Genomic DNA, 13,084 nt, shown 5'->3' with positions numbered 1-13,084 from the left:
AATATAAAAAACTGTGCAGTGTCAACCGGCTAGCATTTGTTACAAATTATGTTTCACATTGGTTTCGCTAATTGAATTACTTACTTTGGTTAATTATTGTGGGAGAATACGCGCATGAGAATTTGGAACCATTTTCACAAAGTCCCCCTGAGAGTTTTACGCATTAGTAAAAGGCGTAATATCATCCGACTAAAACGCAGTATGGTTAAAGTTAAAATAGCCTTAGCGCAAGAAAAAGTCGAAACAAGAGCAATGCTTAATATTTACAAACGCTACACAAAGCGTGATGCAAGTGCTGAAGAAATGCGTATTGCTAATCAACAATTTGTTGATATTTTAAAAGGTCTCGGCATTGGAATTTTCGCTATTTTACCCTTTGCCCCTATCACTATTCCGTTAATGATAAAAATTGGTCGCTTGGTTGGCGTTGAAATTTTGCCTAGTGCATTTGTCGATGACAAAAAACCACCTAAACTTTAACTTTAACTTTAACTTTAAACATTATTGTAAATAATTAATGGCTTGGTCAGTAACACACTGAGTAAAACTTTTTTTTCGCTCACTTCTTGATAGTTCGTTGATACTTTGTGTGACTAAGCGCATTTTTTGCTGCTTTTCCTCAGCAGGTAAGTTCGCCAATTGCTCATGAAAACACCCTTTCAAACCATAATTTAACGCGGTGTCTGATTTAGGTGACTCCCCAGCTAAACAGGTCATTAACTTTTCAGCTAAAGTGTTTTTATCCATTTGTGTAATTAACATTTTAATCGTTTGATTTTCATTTATTTGCTTTTGTTGCTGACAGCTAAATAACATATCAGCCACTGCGACAACAGGAATAAGCGCTTCATGCTGAGCACCGAATCGTGCTTTTAACCATTGGTTTCTATCAAGTGTTTGGCTTTGTGTTGCTTGCGAAGGTGCACTAAAAACTAGTACAACTATGCTGAGTAGCAGGTTGTTAAAATTACTGTCTTTTTGACTAAATATTTTCTTGAACATATACAAACCCTAACGTATTGAATGAACTAAATCTCTTAAAATGAACAGTAACTCAATGCGATAACCTCAGTAAATTTAGTCTCTGATGATTAAACATAAACGGTCAAATTTTGTTAATACGCATTAACGTGGTTAAATAATGGCAAATAAGGCTTAACCATTGTTGATTATATCGTGATAAAAAAATTTAAAATATGCTGCTTTCTTATAACTGTCATGACTTTTTCAAGTCAGTTGTTGGCTACTGATAATGTTAACGCAAGTACTGCCACTAATACAATTGAGTTATTAGACCAGCACTTAAAAAACGAATTAGGTAACGTTGTGTACGTAGATTTTTGGGCCTCTTGGTGTATTCCATGCCGTAAGTCATTTCCGTGGATGAATAGCATAAAAGCACAGTATCAGGCGCAAGGGTTAACCATCATCAGCATTAACTTGGATCATAGCCGAGCATTAGCCGATGAATTTCTAAAGGAATCACCAGCAAATTTCCCGGTTATTTATGATCCTAAAGGCTTAATAGCGAGAAAATATCAACTTAAAGGCATGCCCAGTAGCTTTATAGTTAACCGACAAGGGCAAATTGTCAGTGCACATGTCGGTTTTAATCAAATTAAGCAAGAAGCCTACGAAAGTGAGATCAAAACACTTTTAAATGCGCAATAAAAGGCATTATATAATCATAGCAAACTAAATTTTCTAACCTCAGCTATCTACTCCAATGCTCTAAACTCAATAGATGCTGTGAACCAAATTTATGATCTTTTAAAAACAAAAAGCGAGCTCAGGCTCGCTTTTTTAATCGTTAATCATAAACTTAGAAGCTATATTTATAACCTAAAGTTACGCTACGTGGCTTACCGGCCATAATTGAACCATGTGCACGTGTTGCCATATATTCTTTATCAAGTAAGTTATCTACATTAAAAGTAATTTCTTGATTGTCTGCAATATTATAATGTGCAGCTAAGTCGACCACTGTTCGGCTCTTTATGGTTTCACTCGGTATGGTTGCACCTTGGCCAGCTGTTGTGCGCATTTCATCCATGTAACGTAATAAAATATCACTACGCCAATTTTCACCTAATAGACCAACACTAAATTGTAATTGGTTTGCTGGTACGTAAGGTAATTCATCACCAACAGCAACATTACCCCAAGTGTCTAAACCTGAGTCAAAAGCGTTTTGAAACTTTGTGTCAGTAAATGTATATGTTAAGTCGACAGGAATTGTGAATTCACCTGCGTTAAATTCATAACCTGCTTTAGCTTCTAGGCCTGAAACTTTAACTTCACCCGCATTGTATTGATTACCAATAAGCTCTTCGTCACAGCCTTGGCTTGCCGTACAGTTGCCATGCATGTTTTCGTAATCAGAATAGAAATATAAGGCTTCTGCACTTAACGCGCCTTGGTTAAAGCGCATGCCTAGTTCGTAGTTAACACTTTCTTCATTTTCAGATTTATCGTTACCCGGTGCTGGTGGAGCGAAACCTTTTTGTACGCCACCAATAATAACTAAATCAGTATTTACACGGTAAGTAACAGCAAGTGACGGCAATAAAACATCAACATCGTTGCTAACATCTTTTGACAGTGGTTCATTTCTATCAATAACGCCTTTTGCCCAATCTTTACGCGATATGGTCATATCTTCGTAACGTAAGCCCGCATTTATAATGAAGTCACCTATCGTGTACTCATCATGAATAAATAATGCAATAGCTTTAGCTGAATCGATACGATTTGAGTCAGTACCTTGAATACCGGCATCAGTTAAGGTCATTTCATAATCAGTGTTATCTAAACTATAAGTATCAACCCACTGAAAGCGATCCATACTGTCTTCATGATAACGAGCACCAAATTTAACTTGATGTGCCCCAAAATCTGCATCTAAAACGGTTTGTATACCTTGAGATTCGTAAACACGGCTATTAGCTTTAACTTCAACACTGATCTCATCACTTCCGAATGTACCATTATCAAATGCAGACGCGTCATCAATGCCACCGTCACTTAAACTTTTATCATTAATCTTATTGGTTTTATACCAGTTGCGGCTGAATTCATTGTAGTAAGCTGAAGTACCTAAAACAAAGCGATCAGATAATTTAATGTGGTGATTTACTTGGAATTGTTTATGACTAGTATCCATGTTATCAAGTTGAGACGCTGAGTAGCGAGAGTATGGATTGGTTTTAAAATCACTCTCAGTTAAGCCCATATAAGTTTCATCAGAGTTTTCATCTGAATACTTTAATTTAAACTCTAACTCTTGGTAATATTTTGCATCGGCATCGCTATTAATAAGCACTTTCGCCATGATGTCATTTTTAACAAAGCCCGTGTCATCACCGGTATGATTTACACCTTTAAAACCATCAGCTTGATAGCGAAACACTTCGAATAATGACGATACATTTTTGCCAGCACCGCCAACATAAGCATGGGCTTTAGCAAACCCGTCTTCGCCAGCACTTAAGTTTACTTGTCCTGCAAGGTCCTCGTTTGGAATACTACGAGAAATCATGTTAACTACACCACCGGTTGTGCGTGGACCATACATAGCACTTGATGTACCTTTAAGCACTTCAATTTGCTGCATACGACCAGCAGTTGGGAAGTAGTAAGCAGATGGTGCTGAATAAGGCGCTGGAGCCGCCAATACGCCATCTTCCATAATAGTAATTTTTTCACTTCGGTTTTGACCAGTACCACGCATACCAATATTTGGTCGCAAACCGTAACCATCTTCTTCTAGTACATAAACGCCAGGGACTGACGTTAATGTCCGCATAATATCGGTAAAGTCGAATTTCTCTAATTCAGCTTGAGAAATCATGTGGGCACTGCCCGGTACATCATTTACCGCTTGGGCATTACCAAAAATAGCTAAATGCTCGATTTCATCAGCTGCTACAGCAGTATTCGCAATAGCACTAACAACAGATAAAGCAATCAAAGCAGGCTGAAAAAGAGGTGAAATTCGCATAAATAAACCTATAAAAGAGACAATTATTTTAATTGCCCGCATTTAATCACGAAACTAAATAGGAATCAATATCATTTGTATTATTTATTGTTATATTTTTTGATATATATAATTTCAATAAGTGCGGTAGTCGTTCTGTATTTTAAAGTCCCATAATATGGCTAATGGCTTCGTTTACCTGCGTTACATTAAATTTATCTTCAACCATTGCACGACTAGCATTCGCCATTCGATGCCATTGTTGCGGGTTTTCTATAAACCAAATCATTCGCTTGGCCAATTCATCTACATTTCGGGTTGCCACTAACCAGCCATTTTCGCCATTAACTACTGTATCTCTACAACCAACAGCATCGGTAGTCAATATGGGTCGTCCTATACTCATCGCTTCTAATACCGTTCTGGGTAAACCTTCATGATAAGAAGGTAATGTGTATATATGGCAGGCTTTTATATAAGGTTTAACGTTATCTGTTTCTCCTAAGTAATCTATATTTCCTTGGGCTTGCCACTGAGCGACTTCGCTAGCGCTGATTTTATCTGGCGAACTATCGTAAGGGCCTAACACTTGAAACTTAACGTTAGGGTAACTTTTTTTAACTATTTCAGCTGCGCCAGCAAATTCTCTTATGCCTTTATCACCTAACAAACGCGCAATCAGTAAAAAAGTAGTTTCTTGCTCAGGGAAAGGTTGCTGCTGATACGCCGTAATATCAACACCAGAGCCAAATACACGATGGCACTTTTTTTCATCCGCTAATTCTAATTCAACAAATAGTTGTCGATTATCTAGGTTTTGAAAAATAATACTTTTTGCATTCGCTAATGAGTATTTATATAAGCGTTTAACAATAACGTTAACGGCATTACGAGCAAAACCACCACTTTCAAAAGCGTAGCCAAGACCTGTGATCATAGCGTTAAAGTTTTTTAAGCCGATTAAACGAGCCGCAATCCCTCCCCAAATAATCGGTTTTATAGTATAAGCAAGCACATGATCTGGCTGTAAAGTTTTTAAGGCTTTTTTAATCTCGAAGAGCGTTTTCAGGTCAGCAATCGGGTTTACGCCATTGCGCTCAACTGAATAAGGTTGAAAAGTAGCTCCAAGCGCTGTAATTTCGGCGATTACATCTATCGAAGCCTGTGCAGTCATCACCGTAACCTGATGCCCTGCGTTAACAAATTTACGGATCAAAGGTCCACGAAATCCGATGATTGAATTGGGATACGCGCCAATAATTACTATTTTCAAAATACTACCTTAGGGGAGTTCAACGGATAAAAGTCTACGCCAGCTGGTATTAGCATTTTACCAGGGTCAACAGCTGAAACACTTTGCTTATGACGTTCTAAAAACAAAACGATTTAATTTTTGGCGTTCACTTGGGACTAAGCTAATAAAATAACTAAATCCCGCATAAATAAAGCCGGTCAAACCACAAGCGATAAACAGCCCAAACCAACTAGCTGATACATAATCTGAGACCAAGAATGCTGTCATTAAGGTCAGTAATATTGCGGGTATAGAATAGCGTAAAAACTCTCGATATAAATGCCACATGTTTAGCCCAATAACGCGGTATAAATAAATATTCACCATTAATAGCTCTCCTACAAATAGGGCGAATGCTGTTCCCCATGACGCACCAACCATACCTATTTTTTTCACCAATATAATCGAGATAATAATATTCGCCATTGCAGTTACCAGTAATAACAAACTACGAACCTTATGTTTATTAAGCCCTTGTAATACCGCGTTAGTAGATGTTTGAGCTAGCACAAACATCAGCGGCACCATTGAAATTAACGCAACCCAATAGGCTTGTGAAAACTCAGCGCCAACAAATAATTGAATAAATAACTCACCAAAAGCAGCAAAAACTACAAAAACATAGCCTAGCACTATCATTTGATAGCGACCGATAATACAAAGTTGCGCCATTAGCACAGTTTTCGATACTTCTTGTTTAACCATTTGCACTATTTTTGGCGTAAATATATTAGAAATAGCGCTAGCAAAAGCAATAAAGCTGAAAAGCAATTGGCTTCCTATATTAAAGATTCCCAAAGTTTTACTGTTCGTAAGCGTACCAATAATCAAGTTGTCTACGCGCCAATTAATTTGGTTAACAATGACATTAAGCGCAATAAAAGATGAATAAACAAATATCTCTTTCAAGGTGGCTTGGTCAGGTAGTTTTGCCTTAAATTCAATATCAATATTGCGTTTGATATACAAAAAACGAATGAGGCTATGGAGTAAGTTGGTTACAGTATCTATAACAACGATTGCCAACACACCAAAGCCGGCTTCTAAACAGCCAACAACAATTATACAGCGCGCAACAAATACCAATATTTCAGTGCTTTTTTGAAAGCGAAAGCGTTGATAGGTACTGATAATACCCGTCAGTGAATTACTCATTAAGGTAATCACGACATTAATCAACAACACTAAAAATGCCGACTGCAATAATTGAATTTCAGCTAAAGTCATTGACTGCTGAAATATCGCTGGCAATTTAAACCAAATAATCAAACCAATAGCGACAACACATAATGCCAAGGCACCATATATAACAACAATACTGCTGATAAATTCTGACTCTTTAGCTTTTTCGTTATTAGCTTGATATACAGACAAAAAGCGAATAGTGGTATTTGCTAAACCAAACTCTAAGACAATTAAGTAGCCTGCTAACGCGGAAACTAAGCTGTAAATACCATAATCACTCACTCCTAAGTGATTTATAATAAAGGGGATTAAAAGCAAAGCAGCGACATTTCGAATGGCTATTGAACCATAACTTAATAAAATGCCATTACGCCTTTCACGGCTCAAGTTTGTCATTTAAGATTCTTTTCTGTATGTGTTGTAAACGATCAACATTAAAATAAAGTAGCTACTATATTTTCCTAAATTTTGCAGGCTAAAGCAGTACAACAAAAATACTAGAATAGGCAGCCAAGCTAAACGAAAAATATGGTTACTGGCTACACGGTTTCTTTCCGCCCTAAAGCCGAAGTAGATATAAGTCGCAAACAAAGTGAAACCTATTACACCAAAACTTATTATTATTTCAAGCAAGGTGTTGTGCGGCCCAACGACTTCATCAAATAAACCGGCCTGTAAAAAGTAATGATTATAATATGTTAAGTAACCATTAATACCGGCACCAAACAACACAAAGTTATAAGGTAAATCAAAAAATAGTTGCAGGTAAGCTTGCAATATATCACTACGAGAACCTGTTAAGTCGGATAAATTATTACCACTGAACCTAACAAATATATCTAAGTCTCCGATAAACGATGCTCCGCTTATCCAATACAAACAAAACAAAATCAACAAACAATTTAATAACAAAAGCAGGCGAACAAACATATCGCCGATCGCTGAACGAAAATAAAAAATAAAATAGGTCAGTAAACTTAACGTCGCTACAATAAAAAAACTGCGAGATACAGTCAGTGCGCCAAATGCTAGCATTAGAAAAATAATGACAAAGGTAGATCTAGGTATATTTGCTCGAGGCACTATAGGTAAATAGAAATAAATCAGCAATAAACAGAACAATCCAAAGTTGTTAGGATCACCCGCCCCACCTGAAAAACGGGAAATAGTACTTAATGACTGTGCACCTAAAGGCACAAAATACTGCTGCATTAAACCAAAAAAAGTTGATGTTATAACACCACATAATAATGCAAAACGTAATTGTGAAAATGAGCAATACTTATTTTTATCGAACAATAGCAAAGACGTAAAAATAAAGAAAACTGACCAACGCAACGTAACAAAAGATGCCATTGCGGGGTTATATAAAATATGCATAAACTCGTAAACGAGTACCAACAACATCAATAACAAACCAGGCTGTGAATACTGAGTTTGAGCAACATGAGTCAGCAAATATCGACCGAACATCGCCAAAAAAATACACGTAAGTAACGAAATTGAAATATAAGGTGATTGGGTAAAGACCTCAGTACAAGGCAGTAAAAAAAAGGCAAGTTGAATACTACGCCCAAACGGCAATAAAAAAGCACAGGCAACACCAATCACAACAACACATAATAACAATGGCGCACTATTCGTAATGCCATACAATGCGACCAATAAGCCACATAGCACAATTTCAACATTCAGTAATCGTGCTAATTTATGAACTATCATTCAAGGGCACGCGCGTTGTAAATATTGGTTAACTGCGCGAGTACACTTTCAGTAGAGAAGCCTCTAACAAAAAAAGCATCAGTAATTTTTTCAGGAGGTAAGTCAACAGAAGGCAATTTATTTAACTGCGTAAGCCAAGGAGAAAGATCATCAAGTGAGTTAAATGAAATTAATTCGAGCCCCATATCAGACGCTTTCACGATGGTATTGGAAATTAAACACGGTAAAGCAGCAGCCTGAGCTTCTAATAATGCCACCGAAATACCTTCGAATAATGACGGCATAATAAAACCATCGGAAACTTGTAATAGACTCGGTATTTCAGGTGTTGCAGGTAATAAAGTAAAACGAGATTGTAAGTTTCTTTGCTGTATTTTTTCCAAAAAATCTACTTTTAATGGTCCCTCACCTACACAAACAAAATGTACCGATGGATCGAGGTTTTTATCTTGCGCTAGTTGTAATAAAAATTGATGATTTTTAACAATTGAAAAACGCCCAACATGTAGCACCAGTTTTTTATTGTTCGGTAATGAAAACTGTTTTTTTATTGCTTGATGATCGCTAGCTTGTGCTAAATAACGTTGTACAGAAATTGCATTGTTAATCACTGTAAAGGGTTTGTTACCATATAAAAACTCCCCAGCTTGTTTACCACACGCTAAATGTACATTACTTGCACGAGTAACTAAGGCTTTAAAAAGTACCATAAATGGCAACAAAAACTTATTTTCAACACCACTAGTATGAGAATGACAAACCCGTACTTTTACACCCTTTTGCTTAGCAAGCCAAAGTAGTACGCCATTTTTAAAGCTATTATGCACATGCACAACATCATAACTTTGTGTATCTGACAGGATTTGGTTCACCGCTTTTAAATGCTGAAAAGGCTTTTGCTTAATGGTAGGAATAATATGAATATTCCCCCAAGCGCTAAGATTTCTTCTTTTAATGGGCCATCATTAAAAGTGATAAAATCAAATTGGTATTTATTAGCATCTAAGTGGCGAAACCAATTCATCACCACAGACGATATTCCACCTAAGGTTAAGGCAGGAATAACCTGCAATATTCTAATTTTTTTCATGGCGTAAATATGCATCCAAATAACGCTGACGCGTGGCTGACAAACTGTAGCCACGATGATCAAATTGTTGGTCGATAACAGCTTTACTGACCGGAGATAATAAGGCTTGTGCTTGAATAGCTTTAGACCATTGTGTAAGCGGCTCACTCAAATCAACATATCGACATAGCCCCAAACCAATATCCGCTTCTTGAGGAATAGCCGCCGATAATACACAAGGTAATCCCGCGGCTTGTGCTTCAAGCGCTGCTACGCCAAGTCCTTCACTTTTTGAGGTCATCACCATAACATCAAATAGAGACAATAATTGTGCAACATCGGCTCTTTTACCCCAAAACCTAACGTGTTTTTCAATTTTCAAACCTATAACGCTTGCTTGCAAGCTTTCAAGTAACTCGCCATCACCAATTAAGTGCAAACAAATATCCTGCCGCTCTTGCACTAATTCACTGATCATAACTAACAAAAAATCATGATTTTTTACTGCATAAAAACGTCCAACACAAACAATATTAAGCAGGTTTGGATCAAGTCCAAATTGCACCTTTTCTTCTGTGCCACTATCGTGTTTATGTCTTATTTTACGAAAATCAAAAGCATTGGGTACAACATAAAACTGCGCTTTTTTGGGATTTTTACCGTACAGAAAAAATCCTGCATCAGCAGAAATAGCAAAACGAGTGGTGGCAAACATAGCACTTAATAAACGTCCTACTGACAACATAACCCTAGAGGATAAGTTATTCGCGCCGGTGCTAGTATTTCGAGCATGGGTTACCCTCGCTGAAATACCTGCCAAAAAAGCAATAAAAACACACAAGCCAGAATAGTAAGAGGTATGAGCATGCAGCGCGGTGTACTGAGGTTGAGTTTTTAATAATTGATACAATTGCCAAAGATTTTTTACGATACCATCGCGCGGGCTATCAATAACATGAATGGTGCCTCCTTTGGCAATAACTTCATCAGCAAAGTAACAATGCTCATCAGTCATAATAACAAAGTCATTCAACAATACATCGGCATCTTGGCTACGAAATAAATCCATAATGCGGCTTTCTGCTCCGCCAAGATTTAAATTCATAAAAACATGCAAAACACGCTTTTGCGCAGTTTTATTCAACATAATATTATTCAGCCTTTATAAACGAACTTGGCTGGAGATAAAACTAACATGAGGTGAGCAGCAACGTAATAAATGATATAAACGAACAACAGCGTGCATAAGGAGACTTAGATATGAAAATCAATTTGTTATTATTGTACTGTTCAATTTACTCCTGTTATATTGGAAAATAAAGTCAAAAAGCAAAAACGGAACATTGCAGCTTTCAATTTCCTGAGTGCTGACTACTTATTATGTATAAAATAATCAAACAAACTATCGATATATTAGCGAGCTCAATAACGCTAATTCTACTCTCACCCCTATATTTCATTGTTGCTCGCAAAGTCGCTAAAAACTTGGGTAAACCTGTGCTATTCAGTCAACAAAGGCCAGGGTTGAATGGCCAGATATTTATCATGAAAAAGTTCCGTTCCATGCGCGATGCGCAAGACAAAAACGGTCATGTTTTACCTGACGAAGAGCGTTTAACGCCTTTTGGCATAAAACTAAGAAATTCTAGTCTCGATGAACTGCCTGGACTTTGGTCAGTATTAAAAGGCGATATGAGCCTAGTTGGACCAAGACCCTTATTAGTTGAATACTTGCCCTTATATTCCACAAAACAAGCCAGAAGGCATGACGTGAAACCCGGCATTACAGGTTGGGCGCAGGTCAACGGCCGCAATGCTATCAGTTGGCAAGAAAAGTTCGAGCTCGATATTTGGTATGTCGAAAATCAATCTTTATGGTTAGATATTAAAATTATATTCCTCACCGTTAAAAAAGTATTTTCACAAGCGGACATTAGCGCCGAAGGGGAAGTGACAATGAGTAAGTTTACAGGCCAATTATGAAAAAAAATAAAACCTTAGTCATTATTGGTGCTGGTGGCCATGGCCTTGTTGTTGCCGACTGCGCTTTAAGTATCGGTCACTATAATGACCTTATATTTCTCGACGACTGTTTAGAAAAACTTGACGATAAAAGCCCATGGCAAGTATCTGGGCCGATAGCGAGTTGGCCTAATTATAGCGAAAACGCTGATTTTATCGTTGCTATTGGCAATAACACAATGCGCGCAAGTTTATTACAACAGCTGTCTGTTAAGCATTGTTGCATAGCAACATTAATTCATCCTACGGCCTTTGTTAGTCAACACAGTACTATCGGACAAGGCGTGGTTGTTTTTGCCAATGCCGTGGTAAATATTGGTGCTCATATCGACGAAGGTTGTATTATTAATACCGCCGCTACTATCGATCATGATTGCCATATTCAAGCTTGTTGCCATATTTCTCCAGGGGTTAATATCGCTGGTGGGGTTAATGTTGGCAAAGGCTCTTGGTTAGGAATTGGAAGTTGTGTTGTCGAGTATATTACGATTGCTGAAAACACCCAATCTGGCGCAGGGGCGGTGCTAACCAAGTCTACCCAAAGTAATCAACTTTATGTCGGGGTTCCTGCCCTCGCTGTTCGTTCACTTATTTAAATTTTATAGGATCACCCGTGCTCAATACCCAACTATCTCCATGGCCTAGCTTTAGCGAAGAAGAAATTGCAGCTGTTAGCCAAGTATTACGATCAAATAAAGTGAACTACTGGACTGGCGAACAAGGGCGAAAATTTGAAAAAGAATTCGCTGCATACACAGATAGTAAATATGCCGTTGCCGTCGCCAATGGCACCTTAGCATTAGACTTAGCTTTACATGCATTAGGCGTTAGTAAAGGTGATGAAGTTATTGTGACTTCAAGAACTTTTATCGCTTCAATCAGTAGCATTATCAACGCGGGTGCCACACCCATTTTTGCCGATGTAGAACTTGATAGCCAAAATATCAGTGCAGCCACAATCAAAGCGGTAGTCACTCAAAAAACCAAAGCTATTATTTGTGTTCACTTAGCCGGTTGGCCTTGTGAAATGGACGATATAATGGCACTTTCAAAGCAAAATAGTCTTTATGTTATAGAAGATTGTGCACAAGCACATGGCACAAAATATAAAGGTAAGTCCGTTGGTAGCATCGGGCATATCGGTGCTTGGTCATTTTGCCAAGATAAAATAATGACCACAGGTGGAGAAGGAGGCATGATCACCACCAATGACGAAGAACTCTGGCGCAAAGCATGGGCTTTTAAAGATCACGGAAAGTCTTATGCCGCCGTTTATGAAAAACAGCACCCTCCTGGTTATCGTTGGTTACATGAAAGTTTTGGCACCAACTGGCGACTCACTGAAATGCAATCAGCTATTGGCCGCATTCAGCTTACACGTATGCCCACTTGGACTAAGCTACGTAATGACAATGCTGAAAAAATATTTCAAGTATGTCGACAATACCCTTGGTTAATTGTACCGAGAGTACCCGACAATATCGTACATGCTTATTACAAATGTTATGTATTTGTTGATAAAAACAAGTTACCTAAGGGTAGTTCTCGTGACAACATCATCACCACTATTAACGAGTTCAATGTGCCTTGTTATTCAGGTAGCTGTTCAGAAGTTTATAAAGAAAAAGCATTCGATAACACCGATTTACAACCTAAAGTGTCGTTAAAACATGCACAACTCCTCGGCGAATCAAGTTTAATGTTTCTAGTTCATCCAACATTGACCAATATCGAAATGAATAACGTTTGCCAAGCTCTGACCCAAGCACTTGATAATATTGATAACAATACATAGGGCGCTGTCTCGATAGTT

Annotated in this window: 13 protein-coding genes; 5 read left to right on the top strand and 8 right to left on the bottom strand. The window is 37.8% G+C overall.

Annotation, left to right across the window (positions count from 1 at the left end; translation table 11 throughout):
• Positions 1-114 precede the first annotated feature (114 nt).
• Complete coding sequence (locus DBO93_RS00840; protein ID WP_108454639.1) at positions 115-480, top strand: hypothetical protein; 366 nt, start codon at positions 115-117, stop codon at positions 478-480.
• A 21-nt stretch (positions 481-501) separates the two neighbouring features.
• On the opposite strand, the gene DBO93_RS00835 is transcribed toward DBO93_RS00840, so the two are convergent.
• Complete coding sequence (locus DBO93_RS00835) at positions 502-1,002, bottom strand: hypothetical protein (protein ID WP_108454638.1); 501 nt, start codon at positions 1,000-1,002, stop codon at positions 502-504.
• Between the two features lie 216 nt (positions 1,003-1,218).
• On the opposite strand from DBO93_RS00835, the gene DBO93_RS00830 reads away from it, so the two are divergent.
• Positions 1,219-1,671 (top strand): TlpA disulfide reductase family protein, encoded by a 453-nt coding sequence (locus tag DBO93_RS00830; RefSeq protein ID WP_108454637.1) that lies wholly within the window; start codon positions 1,219-1,221, stop codon positions 1,669-1,671.
• 151 nt (positions 1,672-1,822) lie between these two features.
• Here the strand turns inward: DBO93_RS00830 and DBO93_RS00825 are convergent, their stop codons facing one another.
• The 7 genes from DBO93_RS00825 to DBO93_RS00795 all read right to left on the bottom strand — a co-directional run bounded on the left by DBO93_RS00825 (position 1,823) and on the right by DBO93_RS00795 (position 10,396).
• Positions 1,823-4,000, bottom strand: coding sequence for a TonB-dependent receptor (locus tag DBO93_RS00825; protein WP_108454636.1), 2,178 nt, complete (start codon positions 3,998-4,000; stop codon positions 1,823-1,825).
• A 142-nt stretch (positions 4,001-4,142) separates the two neighbouring features.
• Positions 4,143-5,252 (bottom strand): glycosyltransferase family 4 protein, encoded by a 1,110-nt coding sequence (locus DBO93_RS00820; protein WP_239059057.1) that lies wholly within the window; start codon positions 5,250-5,252, stop codon positions 4,143-4,145.
• An 87-nt stretch (positions 5,253-5,339) separates the two neighbouring features.
• Positions 5,340-6,854, bottom strand: a complete 1,515-nt coding sequence (locus DBO93_RS00815) for an oligosaccharide flippase family protein (protein ID WP_108454634.1) — start codon at positions 6,852-6,854, stop codon at positions 5,340-5,342.
• The gene (locus DBO93_RS00810; protein WP_108454633.1) at positions 6,855-8,180 is read right to left on the bottom strand and encodes an O-antigen ligase family protein; all 1,326 of its coding nucleotides are present in this window, start codon (positions 8,178-8,180) and stop codon (positions 6,855-6,857) included.
• The gene (locus DBO93_RS00805; protein WP_108454632.1) at positions 8,177-9,052 is read right to left on the bottom strand and encodes a glycosyltransferase; all 876 of its coding nucleotides are present in this window, start codon (positions 9,050-9,052) and stop codon (positions 8,177-8,179) included. Before DBO93_RS00805 ends, DBO93_RS00810 begins: the two co-directional genes overlap by 4 nt.
• 5 nt (positions 9,053-9,057) lie before the next feature.
• On the bottom strand, positions 9,058-9,270 hold the full coding sequence (locus DBO93_RS00800; protein ID WP_108454631.1) for a hypothetical protein: 213 nt from the start codon (positions 9,268-9,270) through the stop codon (positions 9,058-9,060).
• Entirely contained in the window at positions 9,257-10,396 is a 1,140-nt protein-coding gene (locus DBO93_RS00795; protein WP_108454630.1) for a glycosyltransferase, read from the bottom strand. Before DBO93_RS00795 ends, DBO93_RS00800 begins: the two co-directional genes overlap by 14 nt.
• 233 nt (positions 10,397-10,629) lie before the next feature.
• Between DBO93_RS00795 and DBO93_RS00790 the strand changes: the two genes are divergently transcribed.
• From DBO93_RS00790 to DBO93_RS00780, 3 genes are read left to right on the top strand one after another with little or no spacing between them, the layout of a single operon-like run.
• Positions 10,630-11,232 carry a sugar transferase gene (locus DBO93_RS00790; protein WP_108454629.1) on the top strand — a complete coding sequence of 201 codons (603 nt, stop codon included), beginning with the start codon at positions 10,630-10,632 and terminating at the stop codon, positions 11,230-11,232.
• On the top strand, positions 11,229-11,867 hold the full coding sequence (locus tag DBO93_RS00785) for an acetyltransferase (RefSeq protein WP_108454628.1): 639 nt from the start codon (positions 11,229-11,231) through the stop codon (positions 11,865-11,867). The genes DBO93_RS00790 and DBO93_RS00785 overlap by 4 nt, the downstream gene beginning before the upstream one ends.
• 17 nt (positions 11,868-11,884) lie before the next feature.
• Entirely contained in the window at positions 11,885-13,066 is a 1,182-nt protein-coding gene (locus tag DBO93_RS00780; RefSeq protein WP_108454627.1) for a DegT/DnrJ/EryC1/StrS aminotransferase family protein, read from the top strand.
• The last annotated feature ends 18 nt before the right edge of the window (positions 13,067-13,084 follow it).

The sequence above is a fragment of the Colwellia sp. Arc7-D genome (assembly GCF_003061515.1).
Lineage (GTDB): Bacteria > Pseudomonadota > Gammaproteobacteria > Enterobacterales > Alteromonadaceae > Cognaticolwellia.
Note: the sequence above shows the minus strand (reverse complement) of the source record. Positions and strands in the feature narration are given on the sequence as shown.

Bases quoted from the DNA above. Each gene is read 5' to 3' on its own strand.
- DBO93_RS00835 (WP_108454638.1), bottom strand. From the start codon at position 1,002: ATGTTCAAGAAAATATTTAGTCAAAAAGACAGTAATTTTAACAACCTG.
- DBO93_RS00825 (WP_108454636.1), bottom strand. From the start codon at position 4,000: ATGCGAATTTCACCTCTTTTTCAGCCTGCTTTGATTGCTTTATCTGTT.
- DBO93_RS00790 (WP_108454629.1), top strand. From the start codon at position 10,630: ATGTATAAAATAATCAAACAAACTATCGATATATTAGCGAGCTCAATA.
- DBO93_RS00795 (WP_108454630.1), bottom strand. From the start codon at position 10,396: ATGTTGAATAAAACTGCGCAAAAGCGTGTTTTGCATGTTTTTATGAAT.
- DBO93_RS00830 (WP_108454637.1), top strand. From the start codon at position 1,219: ATGACTTTTTCAAGTCAGTTGTTGGCTACTGATAATGTTAACGCAAGT.
- DBO93_RS00815 (WP_108454634.1), bottom strand. From the start codon at position 6,854: ATGACAAACTTGAGCCGTGAAAGGCGTAATGGCATTTTATTAAGTTAT.
- DBO93_RS00785 (WP_108454628.1), top strand. From the start codon at position 11,229: ATGAAAAAAAATAAAACCTTAGTCATTATTGGTGCTGGTGGCCATGGC.
- DBO93_RS00800 (WP_108454631.1), bottom strand. From the start codon at position 9,270: ATGAAAAAAATTAGAATATTGCAGGTTATTCCTGCCTTAACCTTAGGT.
- DBO93_RS00810 (WP_108454633.1), bottom strand. From the start codon at position 8,180: ATGATAGTTCATAAATTAGCACGATTACTGAATGTTGAAATTGTGCTA.
- DBO93_RS00840 (WP_108454639.1), top strand. From the start codon at position 115: ATGAGAATTTGGAACCATTTTCACAAAGTCCCCCTGAGAGTTTTACGC.